The following is a 23,588-nucleotide window of genomic DNA, read 5'->3' as shown; positions in this document are numbered from 1 at the left end:
CCTTGTTAAGGCTGAGGTTTTAAGAAATATTATTTTACCAAGGGCAGTAACTGGTCAGCAACCAGCTGATTGCCTGTTTCATTTAAATGAACGCGATCTACTGTTAAAACACCTTTTTCCTTATCTTCAGGATTGTTTTTATTCTCGTATTCCGTGAATACTTTTCTCAAATCACATACGGGAAGGTTGTTCTTAGCAGCAAGCTCGCGAATCCCGGCAGCATATTTATTCAGATCCCCGTCTAAAGGATTGGTGCCGTCTTTCCTCTCGCCCACAACTGATGGCGTAACCAAAACTACTTTACTACCTACATCCTGAATCTTCTTGATTAGGGCCTGGTAAAACTTCAGGTATTTGTCGTAATCTGTTCCGGTGTGCGAAGATTGTTTATGCCACACGTCGTTTATGCCAACATAGATCACCACCAAATCCGGCTTTTTATTTAAAACGTCATCTTCTAAACGAAGGTATAAATCATACACTTTGTTGCCACCAATACCTGCACCAATAACATCATATTTAGTAGAATCGAGTGCTTTCCTGATTAATGTTACATAACCGTTTTTTGAAACCCCCTGCTGAGTGATGGAGTCGCCGAAGAAAATAATTCGTTTGGGTTTAAATGTCATAGATGTGAACGCAATGAAGCAAAAACTTAGTAAAACGGTGGCTCTGATTAATTTTTTCATATTTATTTCTAATGATATAATGGCTCTTGGTTTTAAGCCTGATTAATAATTTATGATATTAAAGATAAGTCTTTTCACATGGATGTATTATATCACTTGCCCTTTTCAAGCTTATAATCTTTATGTACAATCAGGAAACTGGCCCGTTCTTCTTTTTTGAATGGGTAATCCCAGTTCCCCTGATAGGTAATTTTGGTGGGTAGCTTATCGTCTCCGAAATAACCCATCTCAATATTCATCTGTACATCGAAATCAAAAAGCATGTTACTGTATTTCATATCTACGTACCTGCCCAAGATATTGAAATTTCGCTTATCGAAAATAGTCACCAGGTCTTTTATCATCAACCCATCTTTGGTCCAGCTGCTTAAATCAGGTTTAACAGATACTTTAAAGCGATATACAGGGATGGAATCCAGGTAGGTGCCACTTGAAAATGCGTAGTCATAATACTGGCGCATATTAGCAGAAAAAATCTCAGTTTTACTGCCAATGAAAGGGACCTTAACTGGTCGCCCCGGATTAAAAATCAGGGTTTTGAGTTTATCTTTATAGCTTTCGTTGGTGCCTCCTTTGCCGTCACTGGCCGGGGCATTGGGAACAAAATCACTGTTATAGGCATTCATAAAAATGTAATCGAACATTTCCACGGTGTAAAGCTGATATTTCCCGTTCTTTTTATAAAGGTTGCCGCTCTCTTCTTTTGCGAGGTATTCCATCTTGTATTGACCTGCATTATTATGTTTTATTTTACGGTAAATTTTTCCATCTACCTTGTTTTTCTTGTCGTAGCTATAAATCCGGTTCTCAGCAATAAAACTGTATCGCTTCATATCCCGGAATGATTCATAGAAGGAGGTATCGTTCACAATCCGGTTGATAAAAGTTTCAATATTCAATCGCTCTGCTTTTATACTAACGGTAGAATCAAGTGTAATGGTTTTTATCGTATCAGGATTAAAGCGCGGGATTTCCTGCGCATAACCAAAATAAGATAGGGAAAGGAATAATAAAGCCGATAATGTTTTTTTCATATTAATGATAGGGCAAAAAAATGCCTTGAAAAATCTGGATCTCATCATCCACTGTACTAATCCAGTTGTTTCAGTGCAATATAGGCCATTAAACCTGTAGATAATTGTAATGCATCCTCATCTACATCAAACCTTGGCGTATGCACCGAATACTGTGTGTCTTTTTCTGCATTGCCAGTACCTAAGCGATAAAAACAAGCATCAGTTACCTGGGAATAAAAGGAGAAATCTTCTGCAGCCATCCAGATATCCAGATCAACTACATTTTCCTGGCCCAGATATTCCTCTGCAGATATTCTGGCATTAGCCGTTAGTTTTGCTTCATTAATCAAAAACGGATAACCTTTATGGATATCAAAATCACAGCTTCCGCCCATGCTTTCTGCAATTCCCTCTGCCATTTTTTTCATTCTTTTATGGGCTTCCGCTCTCCAATCTTCATCTAAAGTTCTAAAAGTACCTTCAATTTTTACCTCATTGGGAATAATATTCGTTGCACCGTTTGCTGTTACCTTACCAAAAGAAAGTACAGACGGCAACCTGGGATCGGCATTGCGTGATACAATTTGCTGCAAGGCAATAATAATATGTGAAGCAATGAGTACAGGGTCTATGTTTTGGTGAGGCTGTGCACCATGGCCACCTTTTCCGGTAACGGTAACATATAATTCATCTGTAGAGGCCATGTAGATCCCGGAACGGAAGCCCACCTTGCCCGCATCAATTAAAGGCATTACATGCTGGCCAACAATATAATCTGGCTTAGGATCTTCCAGCACACCTTCTTTGATCATGATACTCGCCCCTCCAGGAAGAAGTTCTTCCGCAGGTTGAAAAATCAGTTTAACCGTTCCACCGAAATCATCTTTTAACTGATTTAATATGTATGCTGTACCCAATAAAGAGGAAGTATGGACATCATGTCCGCAGGCATGCATTACCCCGGGATTTTTTGATGCATAGGGCTTGTCATTAGCCTCATGGATCGGCAGGGCATCCATATCTGCCCTTAGTGCAATTACTTTATCCGATGGCTTGTTGCCTTTAATTAAACCTACCACGCCTGTATTCGCACAGCTTGTAAATTCAATTCCCCATTTACTCAATTTATCTTTTACATATAAAGAAGTTTCAAATTCCTTGAAGGATAATTCGGGATGGGCATGTAAATGTTGACGAAAACCAACTACATCTTTAAAAATCTGAGCGGCTAAGTCCTGAACTTTATTTTTGATCATCGTTTGTTGTGGTATCTAATTGTGGGGCATTAATTTTTTCCCTGAAAATAAACAATGTAGGGAATGTTGGTCTGATCTCATTCATTAGGCGCTGGGCTTCCAAACGTGTCCGGAAATCGCCTACGCGCACGTAATAGTTTGGCTCTTTGTAAACCAGGTAGGTATTTAGTTTCGGATATAAGCTTTTAAAACGTGCCTGCTGGTTAAATACTTCACGCCGGTCAGAGCCGTAAAATACCTGTACGCGATAACCATAAGCCGATACAACAGGTTTTCCTGTTTTCACTTCTCCAACAGCTCTATATACTTGAGCACGTTTCGCAATCAGGCTATCGATCAAAGGATCTTTAATCACGGTTACCTCACCTTTTTGTGCAAATGATGCATTAAACAGTAATAAGCAAAAAATGGAGGTAAGTATTATTTTCATGTATCATTAACCTTGGCGATTCAAAAATTGTTTGAACAATAGAAATGCCAAACCTGTTGCAAAAATCGACATTCTTAATGGGTTGTGCAAATGCATTAAACCTGGCGTTGCAAACCAACAATAATTCTGTTTAGAGAAAACAAATTTAACGGTCGTCTCAAAGTCCGGGATAGTTATCGATACATAAGGCCGTTCTGTCGATATTTTAAAATGAGCCACTTATTGTCAGTTAAATTTAGCTCCAATTATGATAAAAAAGATACTCATTACCTTATTTCTAGGTTTTATTTCCATCCACTATTCTTCCGCTCAACAAAAGCTTTTAAGCAAAGTAACTGTAAATGGCTTTTATACTACAACGCTTGATATTGTTTTGGATAACTTCGTCAAAACACACCAACTTAAAATTGTATTTGACCGGAGTCTTGCTGAAAAAAAGCTGATTTCCGAGCGCTTTGATAATACACCCTTAAACATTGCTTTGAAAATGCTTTGTCAATCGGCCGAACTCCATTATTGGGTAGAGCCCGATGGTACCATCTACATCGTCAGAACTCCTGAAGAGGTAAGGGCTTTACAACGTGCACAACGATCAAGCCAGCCTTTGGAAAGCCAGAGTGTGAGGACCATTACCACAGAAAAAGTCGATACGGTTCGTAAAGGTGGCGGGAAGGTTAACCTGCAACGGTTTAAATTAACAGGCAGGGTAGTGGATCAGCTTAGCGGAGAATCGCTGCCGGGGGCTGTGGTTAATATTGAAAACACAGGCTTAAGGGCCACCACCAATGCCGACGGCTATTTTACCCTTTCCAACATTCCGGCTGATACCTGCGTATTGGCTACCGCTTATGTTGGCTATTTGTCTGATCGTTTGGCACTCACTTCCATAAATCCTAAGGAAGTACTATCCATTGGTTTAACAGTTGCCAGAAATAATCTGGAAGAGGTAACCATTAAAAGTAAGAAGAATGATGGGATCATGAGCACCGACAAGCGCAAGGTAAGTGTGCTGCAGATATCGCCGGCTAAACTTGCAGAACTTCCAAATTTAGGAGAAAAAGACATTTTACGTTCCTTTCAGCTGATGCCTGGGGTGAGTGCGAGTAATGAATCATCCTCCGGCGCTTATGTGCGCGGTGGTACGCCTGATCAGAACCTGGTACTTTTTGATGGATTTACGGTTTATCAGGTAGATCACCTTTATGGTTTCTTTAGTGCGTTTAACAGTAACGCTGTAAAAGATGTGCAGCTGTTTAAAGGTGGTTTCTCTGCAAAATATGGCGGACGCTTATCAAGTGTCACAGAAATTACCGGTAAAGAAGGAACTAAGAAAGACTGGAATGTTGGAGGGGATATCAGTTTATTGTCGGCCAATGTTTATCTGGAAACACCTGTTAAGAAGAATGGATCCTTCTTACTGGCGCTTAGAAAATCGTATCAGGGCCCTTTATACAATAAAATTTTTAGCCAGTTTAACAAAACCAGTACTGTTTCCGCAGGTCCAGGCGGTGGTGGAGGTTTTGGGGGAGCTCAGGCTTCAACTACACCTACATCATTTTTTTACGATTTAAATGCTAAATACACCCTCAATTTAGGGCAAAAAGATTTGGTTGCATGGAGCGTTTACCAGGGTGATGATGACCTCGACAACAGTCGCACGATCAGTGTGCCATCATTTTTGACCACCAGCAGTTCGTCTATAAGTCCAACGATTACCGACAAAACCACTTATGGTAATTTGGGATCCAGCATGAAGTGGTCAAGACGCTGGAATAGTGAATTATATTCCAATACATTGGTGAGTTACTCCAGCTACCATAGCGATCGGGATAGAACCAATACCATTGGTGTTACCAATGCCGATGGCACAGAGAGTTCGGTAAGTACCGGAACCATTGAACGTAACCGGTTAAAAGACTGGAGTTTTAAATCAGACTGGGAATATCAGGTGAATAACAAGGTTAAGTTTTTATTCGGAGCATACGGATCGGCACAAAATGTGATTTATAAGTACAGTCAGAACGACACCAGCACTTTAATTGATCAGTCAAAAGACGCCAAAACTGTTGCTGCATATGCAGAAGGTGAATTCAGCCCCTGGGAAAAGTTACAGTTTAAAGGCGGAGTAAGAGAAACCTATTATTCGTCTACGGGTAAAACCTATTTTGAACCCCGTTTTTCAGGAACCTATACATTAACTAACCGCTTTACCTTGAAAGCCGCCACTGGCAGGTTTTATCAGTTTATTAACCGGGTGGTACGTGAGGATATCCTCTCGGGTAGCAGAGATTTCTGGGTGCTGGCTAACGGAAACAGTATACCTGTTGGAAGTGCCAATCATTACATTGCCGGTTTCAGTTACGAAACCGATAAATACCTCTTCGATGTAGAGGGCTATTATAAAACACTCAATGGATTAACAGAATATTCACAGCGTTTGTCAGGTAACAGGATGTCGTCTACCTTAGAAGAGCACTTTTACAACGGGCACGGGTATACCTCTGGAGTGGAGTTTTTGCTGCAAAAGAAAGCAGGGAAATATACCGGTTGGCTAAGCTATACCATGGCCATTGCCAGAAACCAGTTCGACGATTACGGAGCCAGTTATTACTCGGCAAACCAGGATGCACGAAATGAATTCAAAGCGGTAAACATGTACAAACTTGGAAACTGGACATTCTCTGCCACCTGGATATTTGCTACCGGCAAACCTTACACCGCACCAATAGCCAGTTATACTATCGATAATGCCAGTGGAAGCAGCAAAACTTACTTAACCATCAGCGGAAAGAATACGGAAAGAATGCCGGCTTACCACAGGCTGGATCTTGCTGCTACACTAGATTTAATCAAGATTGACAACCGGAAAACCGGAAGTATTAGCTTCTCACTATTTAATGTTTACAACAGAACAAATGTCTGGTATAAGGAATATACCATTTACAATAATCAGGTGATTACTACCAACGTAAATTATCTGGGCTTTACACCAAACATTACCCTTAGCTTAAAATGGAAATAAAAAATATACTTAAAAGAATATTCTTCTTGCTGCTCATCGCTACTGCTTACCTGGCCTGTAAAAAGGATGGAGGCGAAGATTCAATTGCCGACCGTCCTGTAGTGCAAGCTTATTTAACCAATGGAAAGATCGTAATATTGAAGGTTTATAAGCAGAAAGGTTTACTGGATACCGCCAGTTACGGTGCTCCAGTAACCGGGCTGACTGTAAGTTTTAACAATGGCAGTAAAGGCCTCACCCTGAAGGAATCATCAGGGGGTGTTTATACCAGTACAGAAACAGATTTGATTATTCCGGGTAACACCTGCTCTTTCAGTTTTGTGTACAATGGTACAACAGTATCAGGAGAAACTCTTGTTCCTGCTAAACCGGTTTCTTTTGCCTCTTCATCTATTGAACAGGCTGTTCCGGATCCAGATCCTGATTCGAGCACAACCACTTTTACGGCAGTTAATTTTTCCTGGAGTAATCCGGATAAGGGCGAATATCTGATGGTATTTAAAAACCAGGAAACCAGCCCGAACCGTATTGGGAGTGGATTTGGACGCCGAAATGATTATGAGGATATTGAAGAGTATCTCGGGCAGGTGTCGACGTTCAAAACGCAGCGAATGATGTTCCAGTTCTCTGGCTATTATGATGTATACCTTTACCATGTCAATGCAGAATACAATAATATCGTGAACAGCAGTTCAACAAGTTCTTTAAACCTCACCAATCCGCCAACCAATATCAAAAATGGCCTTGGGATTTTTACCGCAATGACAAGGGATTCTGTATTACTTCACGTTTATCAGGAATAAAGGAAAACTATTTGAATTTTAATTAACAAAAAAGCCTTTTCGATTTGATCGAAAAGGCTTTTATATTTTAGCTTGAATTTACTTACAAATTCGCGCCGTGGCAATTTTTGTATTTCTTGCCGCTACCACAAGGGCAGGGTTCATTACGGCCAACTGTCGCTTCTTTACGAACAGGTTGTTGCGGAACCGCTTCGCGGGTGTCACCAAATTCAATGCCTGGTTCTTCACGTCCAAACTCTTGTTTGGTGGTTTGCAACTTCGGCTGTTTAACAGGTGCTGGTGCCTCTTTAACTTGCTCCGGATCTTGCTGAACAGGGATTCCACCTTTATACAGGAAGCTTACTACTTCTTTATTCACCGCATTCAGCATGCTCTTGAACAGGTTGAATGCTTCCATTTTATAAATTACCAATGGGTCTTTTTGCTCATAAACAGCGTTTTGAACCGATTGCTTTAAGTCATCCATTTCACGTAAATGCTCTTTCCAGCTATCGTCTATCAAGGCTAATACAATCGTTTTTTCAAATGAGCGTACAACTTCTTTTCCTTTGTTATCGATTGCTTTTTTCAAATCAACAGCCACCTGAATACCGCGGATGCCATCTGTAAAAGGAACCACGATTTGTTCGATATGCTGACCGCGTTCTTCATAGACCTGAGTTAAAACAGGTAGTGACTGCTGAACAATGGCTTCAGATTTTCTGCTGTAAAATGCTTCAGCTTCCTCAAATAATCTTTCCGTTAACTGTGCCACATTGGTCGATGTGAATTCTTTTTCAGTGATGGCTGTATCCACAGAGAAGTTTTTAATTACTTCCAGTTTAAAACCTTCATAATTTGCTTCTTCTTTATATTCTGTTACAATATCTTCAGCGACATCAAAAACCATATTGTTCATATCCACATCCAAACGCTCGCCAAACAAGGCGTTTTTACGTTTAGCGTAAATTACAGTACGTTGTGAGTTCATCACATCATCATACTCCAGTAAACGTTTACGGATACCAAAGTTATTCTCTTCAACTTTCTTTTGTGCGCGTTCGATAGATTTGGTAATCATAGAATGCTGGATCACTTCTCCATCTTCGATTCCCATACGCACCATAATGCTTGATATTCTTTCAGAACCGAATAGTCGCATTAAGTTATCTTCTAATGAAACAAAGAACTGAGAAGAACCCGGATCACCCTGGCGACCGGCACGACCGCGTAACTGCCTGTCAACACGACGGGATTCGTGACGTTCAGTACCTACGATAGCTAAACCACCGGCATCTTTAACACCAGCACCCAGTTTAATATCCGTTCCACGACCGGCCATGTTCGTTGCAATGGTCACCTGCCCTGCCTGTCCGGCTTCGGCAACAATATCTGCCTCTTTCTGGTGCATCTTCGCATTCAATACATTGTGTTTTATTCCGCGAAGTTTAAGCATGCGGCTTAATAGCTCAGAGATTTCAACCGAAGTTGTACCTACCAGTACCGGGCGACCTGCCTGCGTTAATTTTACAATCTCATCCGCTACAGCATTGTACTTTTCACGAACAGTACGGTAAACGTAATCCTGTTCATCCTGTCTGGATATATTTCTGTTGGTTGGAATTTCAACAACATCTAATTTATAGATCGACCAGAACTCACCTGCTTCTGTAGTAGCTGTACCCGTCATACCGCAAAGTTTGTGGTACATCCGGAAATAGTTCTGTAAGGTTACAGTTGCATAGGTTTGGGTAGCATCTTCAACTTTAACATTTTCCTTAGCCTCAATAGCCTGATGCAATCCGTCTGAGTAACGGCGGCCATCCATAATACGGCCGGTTTGCTCATCAACAATTTTAATCTTTCCTTCATCGATGATGTATTCCACATCAATCTCAAATAAGGTATAGGCTTTCAATAACTGGTTCACCGAGTGGATGCGCTCAGCTTTTACTGAATAGTCGCGCATTAAAGCATCTTTCTGTACAACTTTATCTTCCAGCGGTAAAGCAGATTTTTCCAGTTCTGCTACTTCAGTACCAACATCAGGCAATACAAAGAAATGAGGGTCTTCTCCTGATTGCGTAATCAGTTCGATACCTTTTTCGGTAAGCTCAACCTGATTGTTTTTCTCATCTATATAGAAAAACAATTCAGAATCTACTTTCGGCATATTCTTAGACTGATCGGCCATGTAATGGTTCTCAGTTTTCAATAACAGTCCGCGGACACCGCTTTCACTTAAGAATTTAATTAGTGCCTTGTTTTTTGGTAAACCACGGTAAGCACGTAACAATGCTAAACCTCCTTCACCTTCTTCGGTTCCGGTATTACCTGCATTGATTAATTTTTTTGCTTCGTTCAATGCCTGTGTAACATAAGCTTTCTGCGCATTTACCAAACGCTCAATGCGTGGTTTCAGCTCGTAAAACTCGTGTTGATCTCCATGCGGGATGGGACCTGATATAATTAAAGGCGTACGGGCATCATCAATTAACACTGAATCGACCTCATCCACCATTGCAAAATGCAACTTACGTTGTACCAGTTGATCCGGTGTTTGCGACATGTTGTCACGAAGATAGTCGAATCCAAACTCATTGTTGGTTCCATAAGTAATATCAGCAGCATAAGCTTTTCTTCTTTCTTCAGAATTTGGCTCGTGCTTGTCGATACAGTCTACTGTTAGACCGTGGAATTCAAATAACGGGCCATTCCACTCACTATCACGTCGGGCCAGGTAATCATTCACGGTAACGATATGAACACCCTGACCTGCTAATGCATTTAAATATGCAGGTAGTGTACTTACCAGGGTTTTACCCTCACCGGTAGCCATTTCAGCAATTTTACCACTGTGCAAGACAATACCACCAATTAACTGTACATCGTAATGAACCATGTTCCAGGCAACTTCAGTACCAGCAGCTTCCCACTTATTGGCCCAGTGTGCTTTGTCACCAACAATTTTAACATTGTTTCTGCGCGCAGCATAGTTCCGGTCAAACTCCGTGGCCGTAACTTCCAGATAGTCATTTTCACTCAAACGGCGTGAAGTTTCTTTAACTACTGCAAATGCTTCAGGCAAAATTTCCAAAAGTACCTTCTCCAATTCTGCATCACGGTCTTTGCCTAAAGCATCAACCTGATCATAAATGGCTGTTTTTTCATGCAGATCAAGTGCTTCATTCTCTGCATCAGCTTTCAGTGCAGCGATTTTGCCATCGACTTCGGTTAAAAAGTCTGCAATTCTGCTTTTGAATTCAATGGTTTTACCGCGCAACTCATCATTGCTAAGTGCTGATAGTTTACTGTATTGTTCGTTTATTTTGACCACCAATGGCTGAATGGTCTTGATATCTCTTTCAGATTTACTTCCGAAAATCTTTGCTAAAAATCCTAACATTATATTTTAAATCGTATTGTATATAAATAAAATTGAATTTCAATAAGCGAGCCATTGCTTTAATAAGTCAATTTGGCCGTTATTGAGTTAAATGGGGTGGGGAAAATCTTGTATTAGATTTTTGAAAAAGAACTAAGGGCTGTTGTTTTTCGGTTTTCTCCGAATCGTTAGGTCAGCAATTACCTGGTCTGCGCTGATATATTTTGCTACTTTTAATGGCGCCTGCGTACCTATTAAAGCAAGTTTGCTGTACGATAGCAGGTAAGGATTTCTATCTTCATTGAGCTGAATGGTTGTCCTGCCTGTGGCATTAAAGCTGATTTTGTGCTCATTGCAATATTCATTTAATATCCGAAGCCCCTCAACGCGCTCGGCTTTTGCCAAATGTGTTAAGCTAAAGAATACAAGAGATATGGTAACGAGGTGTTTCATTAAATTGGGGCAAAGCTAGTTTTAATCTTTTATAAAACGAAATTACATCCGGTCAAAAACTGTACCTCAAATTAAGGGCTAACTTATCGCTGCTTGTTTTTATTAAACAACTTAGTATTTAACGATACAATTCTGCCATACACCGTCACATCGTTGTTACATCCTGACGTATTCTTAACTTTATCTAACGAAACAAAACAGTCTAGCCATGGAAAGAAAAAATTTCATCAGGAGTTTGATGATTGGGGCAGTCTCCACTCCGGTAATTATTGAAGCCTGCAAAAAGAGCAGCATTAGTGACGATGGTACTACATCTGGATCAGGCAGTGCTGGCACAACGGCAAGTACAAATGGTACCTGTACAGTTGCGCCAACGGAAACAGAAGGGCCTTTCCCTACAAAGACCCCGGCATCTTATGTTCGAAGTGATATTACCGACGGACGGACCGGCTATAAGTTAACAGCTAAAATCACCATTGGTAACCTTAACAATAGTTGTGCAGCCTTAGCCGGTGCAATTGTAGATATCTGGCATTGCGATGCAGAAGGTAACTATTCAGAATATGGCGGTACCAGTATGCAATCCACCAACTATCAGTCTGTTCACTTCCTGCGTGGGCGCCAAACTACCGATTCAAATGGTCTGGTAACTTTTACATCTATCTTTCCCGGCTGGTACAGCGGGCGCGCAACACATATACATGTGCATGTTTACAATGCTGCAGGTACATCATTGAATGTTACCCAAATTGCTTTTCCTGAAGGTTCAGGTACTTCTCTTGCATTGGTAAACGGTTATAGCAAAGGTTTAACAGGCTATACTTATAATAATGCCGACAATGTTTTCAGTGATGATAAAACAGGTGTGCAAATAGCAGCAGTAACAGGTACACTCGCTGCCGGGTTCGATCTTACTTTTAAGTTAAACGTAAAAGCGTAGTATCCTTATATTTTTTTATTTTCAATCAGACGTTAGGATTTCCTGACGTCTTTTTTAATTTTATGCCATGCCTAAGAAAAAAATTATTCTCTGCTACCGAAAAATAATCGACGACTCGAACGCAAATCCCTGGGACAAATTTGTGCATGAAGACAGTTTTCTGGAATTTAAAATGCAATCGCAATTATATAATCAGGAGCTGAAATACAATACCTTTGCTGAGTTAATAATCAATGTGCCAGGAGCAGATAAGCTTCATTTTCTGGTAAGTGCAGCGGTTACAGGCTATCTACGGCAGTTAAATGGTATTATCCCTGATATACTTGACAACTTAGGCAGGCGGTTTCTAACTTTCGAAAACTTTAAATTTGAGATTATTAACTCTGATATTAATGATATTGGGAGGCATAAAGTCGCTATTAACTTTTTTTCGAAACCAATGGTTTGGCATGATACCGTCGACAATCAGTTGCTTGTTTCACAGGAGCAGGCAACAGAAGGTGATGAAATATTTACTAACCTTTTTCAACTGCAACCATTTGTGAGCATTCATTCTATCAAACATTTAAGCTAAAGTTATGGCACTTACACCTGGACAAATATTTTTGGCAGATCAGCGCGGATTTGATGAAACCGCTATCTTCCGAAGATACAGCACATTCAATTTTGAAAAATACTACAGTGAACACCGAGCGCCATATGGAGATCTGTTCCTATGCAACGACGAATCTATTGCCGGTGGGAAGCTTAATTTCTTTCTTTCAAAGCAAGACTCCTATCAGATTTTCTTTCCGATAACAGGGGGCATTGATCTGGTGCAGGGCGGTAATGAATTTTCGATAGATACCGGGCAGGTACAGGTACTTAACTTAGGGAAAGGTGAAGTATTGGAGATTAGTAACCCTTATGCTAACAGTGTGGTGAATTATATCCAGTTAGGCATAAATACAGATATGTTTTTGCTGCGGGCGCGTGATATGCTTTTTAATTTTGATTTTGAGAAAAATCCCAACCAGCTGATCCAGATTGTATCACATCCCAAATTGCCCTTTAAGCTTAGTGCTGGTATTTTTGCGGGACGCGAGGAAGCCATCTATAGCATGCAAAATAATCAAAGTAAGTTTTTTTGTATCGTTATTGATGGCGCATTTGAAATTGAAGGCAGGTTAATGCATGCCAGAGATAGTTTATCGCTTTGGGATACCGAACAGGTAGAACTGGAAGCCCTCAGCAATAACGCTATCATATTAATTTTAGAGTTTTGATGGATTTGCTATCTGTAAATAAACAAGTTTAAATTCATTATTACTTTGATATTTTGTTATTTAAATATAATCTCAGTTGCTCCGTAACCAAACTTTTCTTTTTGTGCATCCATATAAGTTTTGATATGTGGATTCATGCTGATCAGTTTATGGATTTTGTTTCTTAACGTTCCGTTGCCCGTTCCATGGATGAAAATAATTTTATCGAAATGGTGTACAATGGCCGCATCCAGTGCATTTTGGAAATGGTTAAGCTGAATCTGTAAAATCTCATCCGTTTCCAGAAAATGATGGTCATCGCGAAGCTTTTCAATATGAAGGTCGATTTCCTTGGCAGGTATATCTACCGTTTTCTTTTCGGCAGCCGATTTATAGAAACTTTCCTTTAGTTTTTGCGGGTCGATGTTGACCTGGGCAATATCATCCAGCCGAATAAGCCAGCCCTTATTCTTTAGGTAAGGGAGATCTTTTTGCTCAGTAGAGAAATCCTTAGCCCTGAATTTTTTGTATATCACTAACGGATCGGCAGGCTTTATATCGTTCTTGCTGAAAAGCAATATCTGGAAGATAAATTCAGGCCAAAGGTCTAAATCAGCCAGTGAGGCCGAATGTATTAATGTAGCCTCAGAACTTTGAATAATGCCATGGTACAGTCCCGCATATTTTGCTTTTTTCTCACTGGTTAAGCTTGCCAGAAGAACCACAGGCAGGTGGTTTACCAAATGAAAATGTACTACGTTTCCCGCTTTATTATCGGTAGCTACGGCAACATAGATTCCGTTTTCTATTTTATGGATAGAGGGTGCATTAACCTGAATTGGCTTCGGCGCATCATGGTCTGCTGCAGTTTCGCCGTAGCCGTGAACCGAAGTTAAATTACTTACTGCAACCGGAATTTCAAAACCATCTTCATCGGTTACACCAAGTGTTTGTGCATCAATAATTCTGGTCACATAACCTTCTCGTTTTTCATCAACAAAACGGACAAAATCTCCAAGTTTGAATTTCATATTTAATTTTTAACCAAAGGTAAAGTGCAAAGATCTTCTGCTTAATGTCTGGTGTCGTTGTTATGGTAAATACTCAGGTAGCTGTCGTACCTGGAACCGGCAATTTCGCCTGCTTCAACCGCTTCCATCACTGCGCAGCCGGGTTCATTAATGTGCCGGCAATTATTAAAGCGGCAATCGTGTGAAGTTTTAAATATTTCGGGAAAGAAATGTCCGAGTTCTTCTTTCTCAATATCTATAATCCCCAATTCCCTGATTCCCGGCGTGTCTACAATAAAGCCACCCTGTGGTAACTGGAACATTTCTGCAAAGGTGGTAGTGTGCTGCCCTTTATCACTCCAGTCAGATACCTCACCGGTCCGCAGATCCCGGTCGGGTAAAAGGGCATTAATCAAACTTGATTTACCCACTCCCGAATGGCCTGATATCAGGGTGATTTTATCAGTAATCAATTCCTGAACCACTGGAATATTGATGCCTTTAAGTGCCGACACCTCATAACATGGATAACCAATGTTTTCATATATATCTTTAAATTCCTGAAGAATTTCCAGTCCCTGTTTACTGAATAAATCCAGTTTGTTAAAAACAAGCACAGCAGGTACATCATAAGCTTCTGCTGTCACCAGAAATCTATCGATAAATCCTAATGAGGTTCTGGGTGAGGCAAGTGTAACCAGCAAAATTGCCATATCCAGATTTGCAGCCAGAATTTGAGCCTGTTTACTTAAATTGATCGATTTCCGGATGATGTAGTTTTTGCGTGGCAGCAATTCGTTGATTAAGCCCTGATTACTGTCTCTTTCCATGTCGAACTTTACACGGTCGCCAACAGCGATAGGGTTTGTGGTTTTAATTCCTTTAATTCTGAATTTCCCTACAATCCGGCAATCATAGCGTTCGCCATCATCAGCCAAAACACTATACCAGCTTCCTGTAGATTTTATAACTAAGCCCTGCATATATTGAACAAAGGTATGAAAACGATAGAAGATGTAAGTGAAATCCGGTTACTTATTACTCAATGCCATATCGCTCCATTTTCGCATATAATGTTTTCCGGTCGATATTCAGCATTTTTGCTGCTTTAGATTTATTATATTTTGCCTTAATCAGTGCTTCCGCAATGAGCGCTTTCTCGTTAACTTCATTTAATGCCTTTAAATCAGATGAACTTCCAGGCATAGTTTGCTGATTGACTGCAATAGTCATTTCATCGGGAAGTGCACTAAGTTGTGCAACATCTCCTGGTGTTAACAATACCATCCGTTTGATTACATTGCTTAACTCACGAAGGTTACCAGGCCAGTCGTAGTTTAATAACAGCGATTTGGCTTCGGCCGATATGCTTTTTACATTACGATCCAGATCACGGTTGGATAAACGGATAAAGTGGTTGATGAAGAGTTCCAGATCACCCCCTCTTTCCCTTAAAGCCGGAAGTTGAATTTTAAACTCGTTTAGGCGATGATATAAATCTTCTCTGAACTCGCCGCCAGATATACTGTTAATTAAGTCATCATTTGTAGCGGTTACTATCCTCACATCAACTGCTACCTGTTTGGTGCTCCCCAATGGCTGTATTACCCGTTCCTGTAACGCCCGCAACAACTTAATCTGCACTTCATAACTCAGGTTTCCAACTTCGTCCAAAAACAAGGTTCCACCATTGGCGGCTTCAAACTGCCCTTTTTTGTCATTCAGTGCGCCGGTGAAAGCGCCCTTCATATGTCCGAACAACTCACTTGCGGCCAGATCTTTTGATAGGGCCCCACAATCTATGGCGATAAATGGTTTATCTGCTCGCTTGCTTTGCTGATGCAAGGTCCTCGCGGCAAATTCTTTACCCGTACCACTTTCCCCCTGAATAATTACCGACATATCTGTTGGTGCTACCAATGCAATGTGTTCATACAGGCGGTCGGCAATTGCACTTTTACCTTTAATAAAATCTTCATCAGTGTTATCGGCTATTACCGTTTTTTGATCCTTCTTGTTTAAAGAATCTTTAATCACCATCAAAAGTTCATCAGGATTAACCGGCTTGGTAATGTAATCGAATGCGCCCATTTGCATAGATTTCACTGCCGTCCGAACATCGTTGAAGCTGGTCATGATAATAATTGGCACACTCAAACCTAAGTTCCGGGTGTGTGTAATTACTTCAAATCCAATTCCATCGGGCAAGCGATAATCGATCAGGCACAAATCAAATTCCTGATTTTCAATTAATTTAACACATTGCTTAATGCTGGTTACAAGAGAAATCTCGTGGCCATTTTTAGTTAAAAAACCGTCAAGTAACTGCGCAAAAGTTGTATCGTCTTCTAAAATCAGGATTCTCGCCATACAACAAAAATAAGAAAAGCCAGTTAAAAACCGGCTTTTCTTATACTAGGTAGATGTAATATTTGGGGTTATTGTACGGGCTTACCGTCTTTATCAATTTTCACTGATCCTGTTTCTGCTTCTTTTTTAACATTAATCAGGTAGTATTCTTTTGTACCTTCTTTCACTGACCATGCTTCAGTTGCCGTCCAGCCTTTATATGCATCAGATTTTAATGCGGTTGTAACTGGCTCTGGTAACTCCTCCAGTTTAACCGGAGTTTTTACTGCACTATCCTGAACTGCAACAATTGCAGCATTTTTAATTGTATTTACTTCACTCGCCTGTACTGCTGAGAATCCTGCAAAAGCTAAGAACGCAGCTGATAAAATTAACTTTTTCATCGTCTTATTATTTAAATGTTATGAAATTGTGGTTAGCAATTTCGTTATTCTGATTTAATTATCCGTGGCCCGGAGGCCACGGTCTGGTTGATTATGCCTTGGTTAAAGGCAGTTTATTATTGAACTGGTTTACCGTCTTTATCGATTTTTACTGAGCCAGTTTCTGCTTCTTTTTTAACGTTGATTAAATAGTACTCTTTAGCACCCTCTTTAACCGACCAGGCTTCAGTTGCTGTCCAACCCTTATAAGCGTCAGATTTTAATGCTGTTGTTACCGGCTCTGGTAATTCTTCCAGTTTAACCGGAGTTTTTACTGCGCTATCTTGAACTGCAACAATTGCAGCTGATTTTAAATCTTTTACTTCACTTGCCTGAACTGCTGAGAACCCTGCGAAAGCTAAAAATGTAGCTGATAAAATGAACTTTTTCATAGTATATAACTTTTAAAATTTATATGTGTAACAATACTTGCTAATGTTTCATAATAATGCCAAAGCGGTGTATTTATGTAAATCGCTTATGGTGAGCACTTTATTGTTGTGCCAGAAAATGCTGCCTGTGGAGATTCTCCACAGGTTGGGGTGAAGGGCTACAAGATGTCATCGTTTTCAGGGCTTTTTTTCCAAATTATTTTTTGAAAAGAAATATTTTTTCTATCATTGCAGCCCGATTGAAAGCCTCCTTAGCTCAGCTGGTAGAGCAACTGACTTGTAATCAGTAGGTCATTGGTTCGATTCCGATAGGAGGCTCTTTTTCTTCTTTAGTCCATCCTGACATTCAATCAAAATCATTTCATCATCAAATTAAGCAGGCTTAAAAAGAATAATTTTTTTGCAACCTGATAATCCGCTTAATTTGCACCATGTTAACATACTTTTCTGCCGATTGGGTATTTCCCGTAAATGAATCACCTATACGCAATGGCGTCGTCGCTGTTGATGCTGAGGGGAGAATTGCACAATTACTCACTTTTGAAAACGCAGAGTTGCTCGGCTTAGCTATTGTAAAATATAAAGGTGCAATAGTACCCGGCTTTGTGAATACGCACTGTCATCTGGAGTTGTCGCACATGCTGGGGCGGGTTCCTGAAAATACAGGCCTGGTAGAGTTTGTACAAACCATTATCGAAAGCAGGCAGGCTGACTCTGTGCAAATTCAGAATGCGATGTTGCAAGCTGATCAGCAAATGTTCGATAATGGCATTGTAGCCGTTGGAGATATTTCCAATCAACTGATATCGAAAGCAGTCAAGCAGAAAAGTCAGATTTACTACCATACTTTTGTGGAAGCCATGGGTTTCAATCCCCAAAGGGCAACCGCCATTATGGAGTATGCTCTGGGAATTAAGAATGATTTCGCCCCTCTTCCGGCTTCGGTTGTTCCACATGCGCCGTATTCAGTGTCTCCGGCGCTCTTTGAGCTCATCAACCATTGTGCAGAAAAAGAAAACACTTTTATCAGTATACACAATCAGGAAACTGTAAACGAGAATTTATTCTTCAAATCCAAAACAGGAGGTTTTCTGGGGCTTTACGAATTCTTAGGTTTAGATATTTCTTTTTTTAAACCCACCGGGAAAACCTCGTTGCCCAGCTGGCTACCCTATAGCACCAGTCAGAAAACCCTCCTGGTTCACAATACCATGTCCGGAAAAGGCGATGTTGAGTTTGCTAAACAAAATCACCCTGATTTATATTGGTGTCTTTGCCCGCTGGCCAATCTATACATCGAAAATGCTTTGCCTGATGTAGATCTCCTGATTTCGGAAGGCCTGAAAATTACGCTTGGAACAGATAGTTTAGCCAGCAATCGCCAGCTGAATATTTTAGCGGAAATGAAAACTTTGCAGCAACACAAAAAAGTGAGTTTCGAAGATCTTTTGTTATGGGCAACAAAAAACGGTGCTGAATTTTTAGGCTTGCAGGGTCAGTTGGGGACTATTGAGGTTGGAAAATCTCCAGGTTTGAATTTGGTTCAGTTATCGGAAGATTTCATTATTGAGCGTGATGAAGTGCTCAAACTTATTTAAATCCATCAGCGCTGTTTTTCAAATAATAGACCTGATGTTATAAAACCTGATTAGTAACTTTGTAACCATATCAGTTACAAGAAAAAATAAACAGCCTTAATGAAACACATCAATATTAAAGTTACCGGTAAAGTGCAGGGAGTATTCTTCAGGGCGAGCACAAAGGCTGTAGCCGATCAAATGGGGATCAAAGGTTTTGTGAAAAATGAAAAGGATGGTTCTGTGTATATCGAGGCTGAAGCCGAGCCGGTTATTTTAGATGCCTTTATCGATTGGTGCAAAGAAGGTCCGGAAAAATCAGTTGTTGATGGAGTGGAAATAAACGATGGTGAGCTTAAAAGCTTTCGAAATTTTGAGGTAGTTAAGAAAAATCTGCTTTGGTAATTTTCAATATTCATCAGTTAAACAATTAAATAGACGATGTCTGTATATAAGAAGTTTATTGGGCAAACCATGGTATATGGAATCAGTACCATCGCCTCCAGGCTGCTCAATTTTATATTAACTCCCATTTTCACCAGGAGCTATGGCGCAAGTGCGTTAGGTGTGTTCACCAAGATGTACGCCTATGCATCGATGATTAACGCCATACTGGCTTTTGGGATGGAGACTACTTTTTTCAGGTATCTGAATAAACACGAAGATAAAAAGCAGCAGGTTTACAATAACTCTTTTCTCATAGTTGCCTTCATTTCCACATTATTTCTCCTAACCGGACTGGTTTGTACGGAAAGCATTACCAAATGGCTTTTAAATAATAACATGTCGCACTATCAGGATCAAAAAAGGTATGTTCAATATTTCTTGTGGTTATTGTTTTCAGATGCAATCTGTGTAATTCCTTTTGCCAGGATAAGAGCGGACGGAAAACCGTTCAGATATAGTATCATCAAGTTCGTTAATATCCTGAGCTATGTTTTATTGAGTTTATTTTTTATCTATGGAATTCCATTTGTCATCTCACATCATCTTCCCGGAACATCTTTTTTTCAATCCTGGTTCCGTGATAAATGGGTGGGTTATGTTTTCATTGCCAATCTGATTGCGAGTGGTTTTACCTTTCTGTTGCTTGTACCCGAGTTCCTGAAAGTCCAGTTCAAATTTGACGGTGATTTATTTAAGAAAATGCTATCCTATAGCTGGCCCGTGTTGGTGGCCAACCTTTCCTTTATCATTAATGAAAATCTGGATAAAATTCTTTTAGATAGGTTTACAACTGAAGCGCAGGTAGGGATCTATGGCGCAGTGTGTAAACTGGCCATCTTTTTAAGTATCTTTAATATGGCTTTCAGACTGGGGGCAGAGCCGTTCTTTTTCAGTTACGCAAAGAATGAAAATGCTAAGGTTACCTATGCCAAAATTCTTGAATATTTTGTAATTGCACTTTCCATATTATTTGTTGCCCTTACCGCAAATATTGAAATATTAAAGTATTTTATCAGTCGCGATGCAAAACACCTGGCAGAGTATTGGGTGGGCCTGCCGGCTGTTCCATATCTGCTTGTCGGTTATGTTTGTTTAGGTATTTATATGAATCTCTCCATCTGGTACAGGCTTTCAGATCAAACCAGGTTTGGTTTGTATATTTCTTTAGTGGGTGCGGTGATTACCGTTGTTTTTAATATTTTGCTTATTCCAAAGTTTAGTTATATGGGATCTGCCTGGGTGTCAATGGCTACCTATGGCACCATGATGATCATCTCTTATGTCCTTGGGCAGAAATATTATCCTATTCCATATAACCTCAAAAAAATCCTGACTTACCTGGTTATCTCTATCATATTGGTGTTTTCATCATTTTTCGTTTTCAACAGAAATATTTATATTGGAAATGCCATGCTGATAGCCTTTGTTGCCGGGGCTGCATATTTTGAACGGAATGATCTTTTAAAAATATTGAAGCGCTAGTGTTTGTTTAAATCATTAACATGAAGAAGTACATTTTTCTTGCAATATTAAGTTTTGGTGGAAAAGCTTTCGCTCAAATGCCTGTTGTATCTAATGCAGATAGAGATAGCAACATGGTAAAGCAGCTTTTTTTTGCAGGGCTGCGGGAAAAAATGTCTGAAAACTATAGTAACGCCTCCACAAATTTCAATAAGTTAGTTGGCATTGATCCTAAAAACCATGCGGCGTATTTCGAATTGGCCAATGCCAATCTCCGCATGGAAAAGTTAACGGAAGCAGAAATCAATATCAAAAAGGCCATAAGCTTAAATAGCAATAACCAATGGTATTATCGTTTATTGGTGGAGATATACAAGCGAAACAACAACATGCCTGCGTTGGTGGAGGCATTCAACCAGCTGATCCGTATTAATCCGGAAAACGATGCCTACTATTTCGATAAGGCAAATGCGCTGTTCCTTTCCAATAAGGTAGAGGATGCCAAAGGGGTGTACAATCAAATTGAAAGTAAATTTGGCCAATCCAGAGAATTACAGCTTGCTCAAAGGAGACTGCAGGGAAATGGAAGTGCCAGCGAAAGTGACATTGTAAAGTTGCTTGAAGGAAATCAGGCCGATGTGAAAAACTACCTGTATGCTGCGGGCTTGCTATTGCAAAAGGATAACCTGCAGGAAGCATCGAAAGTGCTTTTAAAGGCCCGGCAGCTTGAGCCCGGTAATTATGAGATCAACCTCGCACTTGCCGATATCTATAGAAAACAAAAAAACGATGAGGCTGCATTTGCTTCATTGAAACTCGCATTTGAAAGCAATGAAATGCCATTGGTTGAAAAGATTAAGATCATTGCAGCATTATTCCCAAATTTAAATCAGCCCGTTGTAGCAACAAATGTAACAGCCTTAAGCAAGATCATAGTCGAGAAAAACCCTGGCGATGCCAAAGCACTGGCGTTATTTGGAGATGTGCTTTACCAGCAGAATAAACTGAAAGATGCCTTACAGCAGTATCAGGCAGCCTTAAAACTAAATGACCAGGTTTATGCTGTCTGGGAGCAGACCATCAACATTCAAACTTTGCTGGGGCACTATGAAGATGCAGTAAAAATTTCGGATGAAGCTCTCACCTTATATCCCAATCAGGCAAGTTTATACTATTTCGCTGCCTATGCATTATTCAAAACCGGCAAATTACCGTTGGCGTTGAGCAATCTAAAAACAGCGCTTCAACTCGATGTCGACAACAAAAGCCTCCAGGCGCAGGTTTATGCCCTCCAGGGAGATATTTATATCAATCAGAATAATTTTCAGCAGGCCAGAGTTGCATTTGAAAAGGCAATAGAAATTGAGCCCGATAATTACCTGATCATGAACAATTATGCTTATTACCTGGCATTAAAGAATGATGATTTGGCGAAAGCTGCAAAGTATGCCGAAACAGCGGCGAACGCCATGCCTGATAATTCGTCGGTTACTGATACCTATGCGTTTATTCTTTTCAAACAGCAGAAATACGATCTTGCTAAAACCTGGATTGAGAAAGCGCTACAAAACAATAGCGCCAAAAACGGTGTTTATCTGGAGCATTACGGCGATATCCTTTATATGAAAGGCGAAAAAGATGCTGCGGTTGAACAATGGATAAAAGCAAAAACTGCGGGAAACGCATCAGAAGTTTTAAATAAAAAGATTAATGAAAAGAAATACTATAAATAGCGCACTATTACTGGGGTCGATTGTTTTTGCTACAGCCTGTAAGCCTAAAAAAGAAATTGTAGTGGCACCACCTACCACTCCAACTGAAACTAAGACCGACAATTCAAAAACCCAGGCATTAACGCTGCTAAACAATAAACAACTCAGGTTCAATACGCTTTCCCTGAAAGCTAAGGCAAGTCTGGATATAGCAGGTGATGCGAATGATGTAACCATGAACTTCCGAATAAAAGATAAGGAAGTTATTTGGGTAAGTATTACAGCATTGGGGGGAGCTTATGAACCTGCCAGAGCTTTAATCACGCCTGATAGTATTAAAATTATGAACCGCGCCAAAAGCCAGTACCTCAGCAAGCCTTTCAGTTACATCTATAACTTTACCAATAAGCAGGTAAATTTCAATACACTCCAGGCTATTTTAACAGGGAATGCGGCAAGTGAGTTCTTAACCGCGCAATCGGATGTAAAACAGGAAAATGGTGTCTGGTTGGTTTCAGGAAGGAAACAGGATCTTGATTATCGCCTGCTCTTCAATACACTTTTTAAAGTTGCAGAGACCAATCTCAACGATACAAAAAACGGACAGGCGCTTAAAGTAAGCTATACAGATTATCAGAAATTAAATGAATCACTTTTTCCTAGTGCTCTTCAAATCAATACGCTATCAGGAACCAAAAAGATTAATATCAGTTTGCAGTTTGTTAAAATTGATGGCAATGTTCCTGTCGAATTTCCGTTTAAAGTTCCAAAGAGTTATACTTTAGTGAAATAGCCTGCAATCTTCTTTGATGAAGGTGCCATCGTCACGCTTCCTTATTTACAGCGGTATCTGTTATAGCAAAACGGCGGGACTGACCTGCAATGGTATGTTGAATAAATGCAAAAGGATGATCAGGCTTTGTTGCAGGCCTTCGATGAAGAATCAATGAAGATGGTGCTGCGTTAGCCTGATATCGCTT

At 40.2% G+C, this 23,588-nt stretch carries 21 protein-coding genes and 1 tRNA gene; 11 read left to right on the top strand and 11 right to left on the bottom strand.

Going from position 1 to position 23,588, the window contains the following annotated elements; all coding sequences use genetic code 11:
- Positions 1-29: 29 nt before the first annotated feature.
- From R2Q80_RS06310 to R2Q80_RS06295, 4 genes are all read right to left on the bottom strand, one after another.
- On the bottom strand, positions 30-689 hold the full coding sequence (locus tag R2Q80_RS06310) for an SGNH/GDSL hydrolase family protein (RefSeq protein WP_316798784.1): 660 nt from the start codon (positions 687-689) through the stop codon (positions 30-32).
- 92 nt (positions 690-781) lie between these two features.
- The gene (locus tag R2Q80_RS06305) at positions 782-1,723 is read right to left on the bottom strand and encodes a hypothetical protein (protein ID WP_316798783.1); all 942 of its coding nucleotides are present in this window, start codon (positions 1,721-1,723) and stop codon (positions 782-784) included.
- Positions 1,724-1,779: 56 nt separating this feature from the next.
- The gene (locus R2Q80_RS06300) at positions 1,780-2,961 is read right to left on the bottom strand and encodes a M20 family metallopeptidase (RefSeq protein WP_316798782.1); all 1,182 of its coding nucleotides are present in this window, start codon (positions 2,959-2,961) and stop codon (positions 1,780-1,782) included.
- The gene (locus tag R2Q80_RS06295) at positions 2,948-3,391 is read right to left on the bottom strand and encodes an SPOR domain-containing protein (RefSeq protein ID WP_316798781.1); all 444 of its coding nucleotides are present in this window, start codon (positions 3,389-3,391) and stop codon (positions 2,948-2,950) included. The genes R2Q80_RS06300 and R2Q80_RS06295 overlap by 14 nt, the downstream gene beginning before the upstream one ends.
- A gap of 247 nt (positions 3,392-3,638) precedes the next feature.
- On the opposite strand from R2Q80_RS06295, the gene R2Q80_RS06290 reads away from it, so the two are divergent.
- Together R2Q80_RS06290 and R2Q80_RS06285 are read left to right on the top strand one after the other, a co-directional pair.
- On the top strand, positions 3,639-6,413 hold the full coding sequence (locus tag R2Q80_RS06290; protein ID WP_316798780.1) for a TonB-dependent receptor: 2,775 nt from the start codon (positions 3,639-3,641) through the stop codon (positions 6,411-6,413).
- Positions 6,404-7,216: a DUF4249 family protein gene (locus R2Q80_RS06285; protein ID WP_316798779.1), complete on the top strand. Its 813-nt coding sequence runs from the start codon at positions 6,404-6,406 to the stop codon at positions 7,214-7,216. The genes R2Q80_RS06290 and R2Q80_RS06285 overlap by 10 nt, the downstream gene beginning before the upstream one ends.
- Before the next feature lie 82 nt (positions 7,217-7,298).
- On the opposite strand, the gene secA is transcribed toward R2Q80_RS06285, so the two are convergent.
- Together secA and R2Q80_RS06275 are read right to left on the bottom strand one after the other, a co-directional pair.
- Positions 7,299-10,601 (bottom strand): preprotein translocase subunit SecA, encoded by a 3,303-nt coding sequence (gene secA / locus R2Q80_RS06280; RefSeq protein ID WP_316798778.1) that lies wholly within the window; start codon positions 10,599-10,601, stop codon positions 7,299-7,301.
- A gap of 132 nt (positions 10,602-10,733) precedes the next feature.
- On the bottom strand, positions 10,734-11,033 hold the full coding sequence (locus tag R2Q80_RS06275; protein WP_316798777.1) for a hypothetical protein: 300 nt from the start codon (positions 11,031-11,033) through the stop codon (positions 10,734-10,736).
- A gap of 208 nt (positions 11,034-11,241) precedes the next feature.
- Between R2Q80_RS06275 and R2Q80_RS06270 the strand changes: the two genes are divergently transcribed.
- The 3 genes from R2Q80_RS06270 (at position 11,242) to R2Q80_RS06260 (ending at position 13,238) form a co-directional block, all read left to right on the top strand.
- Complete coding sequence (locus R2Q80_RS06270; RefSeq protein ID WP_316798776.1) at positions 11,242-11,973, top strand: intradiol ring-cleavage dioxygenase; 732 nt, start codon at positions 11,242-11,244, stop codon at positions 11,971-11,973.
- A 67-nt stretch (positions 11,974-12,040) separates the two neighbouring features.
- Entirely contained in the window at positions 12,041-12,547 is a 507-nt protein-coding gene (locus R2Q80_RS06265) for a hypothetical protein (protein WP_316798775.1), read from the top strand.
- Between the two features lie 4 nt (positions 12,548-12,551).
- Entirely contained in the window at positions 12,552-13,238 is a 687-nt protein-coding gene (locus R2Q80_RS06260) for a hypothetical protein (RefSeq protein WP_316798774.1), read from the top strand.
- 56 nt (positions 13,239-13,294) lie between these two features.
- Here the strand turns inward: R2Q80_RS06260 and R2Q80_RS06255 are convergent, their stop codons facing one another.
- The 5 genes from R2Q80_RS06255 to R2Q80_RS06235 all read right to left on the bottom strand — a co-directional run bounded on the left by R2Q80_RS06255 (position 13,295) and on the right by R2Q80_RS06235 (position 17,411).
- Positions 13,295-14,248, bottom strand: coding sequence for a Smr/MutS family protein (locus R2Q80_RS06255; protein WP_316798773.1), 954 nt, complete (start codon positions 14,246-14,248; stop codon positions 13,295-13,297).
- A 41-nt stretch (positions 14,249-14,289) separates the two neighbouring features.
- The gene (rsgA, locus tag R2Q80_RS06250; RefSeq protein WP_316798772.1) at positions 14,290-15,210 is read right to left on the bottom strand and encodes a ribosome small subunit-dependent GTPase A; all 921 of its coding nucleotides are present in this window, start codon (positions 15,208-15,210) and stop codon (positions 14,290-14,292) included.
- Positions 15,211-15,265: 55 nt separating this feature from the next.
- Positions 15,266-16,597 carry a sigma-54 dependent transcriptional regulator gene (locus R2Q80_RS06245; RefSeq protein ID WP_316798771.1) on the bottom strand — a complete coding sequence of 444 codons (1,332 nt, stop codon included), beginning with the start codon at positions 16,595-16,597 and terminating at the stop codon, positions 15,266-15,268.
- 68 nt (positions 16,598-16,665) lie between these two features.
- On the bottom strand, positions 16,666-16,980 hold the full coding sequence (locus tag R2Q80_RS06240; protein ID WP_116169014.1) for a hypothetical protein: 315 nt from the start codon (positions 16,978-16,980) through the stop codon (positions 16,666-16,668).
- A gap of 116 nt (positions 16,981-17,096) precedes the next feature.
- Complete coding sequence (locus R2Q80_RS06235) at positions 17,097-17,411, bottom strand: hypothetical protein (RefSeq protein ID WP_316798770.1); 315 nt, start codon at positions 17,409-17,411, stop codon at positions 17,097-17,099.
- A gap of 245 nt (positions 17,412-17,656) precedes the next feature.
- Between R2Q80_RS06235 and R2Q80_RS06230 the strand changes: the two genes are divergently transcribed.
- From R2Q80_RS06230 to R2Q80_RS06205, 6 genes are all read left to right on the top strand, one after another.
- A tRNA-Thr gene (locus R2Q80_RS06230) sits at positions 17,657-17,729 on the top strand.
- Between the two features lie 113 nt (positions 17,730-17,842).
- Positions 17,843-19,009, top strand: coding sequence for an amidohydrolase family protein (locus R2Q80_RS06225; RefSeq protein WP_316798769.1), 1,167 nt, complete (start codon positions 17,843-17,845; stop codon positions 19,007-19,009).
- Positions 19,010-19,108: 99 nt separating this feature from the next.
- Positions 19,109-19,393, top strand: a complete 285-nt coding sequence (locus R2Q80_RS06220; protein WP_316798768.1) for an acylphosphatase — start codon at positions 19,109-19,111, stop codon at positions 19,391-19,393.
- 36 nt (positions 19,394-19,429) lie between these two features.
- Complete coding sequence (locus R2Q80_RS06215) at positions 19,430-20,917, top strand: oligosaccharide flippase family protein (RefSeq protein ID WP_316798767.1); 1,488 nt, start codon at positions 19,430-19,432, stop codon at positions 20,915-20,917.
- Between the two features lie 20 nt (positions 20,918-20,937).
- Complete coding sequence (locus tag R2Q80_RS06210) at positions 20,938-22,629, top strand: tetratricopeptide repeat protein (protein WP_316798766.1); 1,692 nt, start codon at positions 20,938-20,940, stop codon at positions 22,627-22,629.
- A complete protein-coding gene (locus R2Q80_RS06205; RefSeq protein WP_316798765.1) occupies positions 22,607-23,401 on the top strand; it encodes a DUF4292 domain-containing protein in 795 nt (264 codons plus the stop codon). Before R2Q80_RS06210 ends, R2Q80_RS06205 begins: the two co-directional genes overlap by 23 nt.
- The last annotated feature ends 187 nt before the right edge of the window (positions 23,402-23,588 follow it).

The organism is Pedobacter frigidisoli, assembly GCF_032678525.1.
GTDB classification, from domain to species: Bacteria; Bacteroidota; Bacteroidia; order Sphingobacteriales; family Sphingobacteriaceae; genus Pedobacter; species Pedobacter frigidisoli_A.
This window is presented reverse-complemented; position numbering and strand designations above follow the sequence as displayed.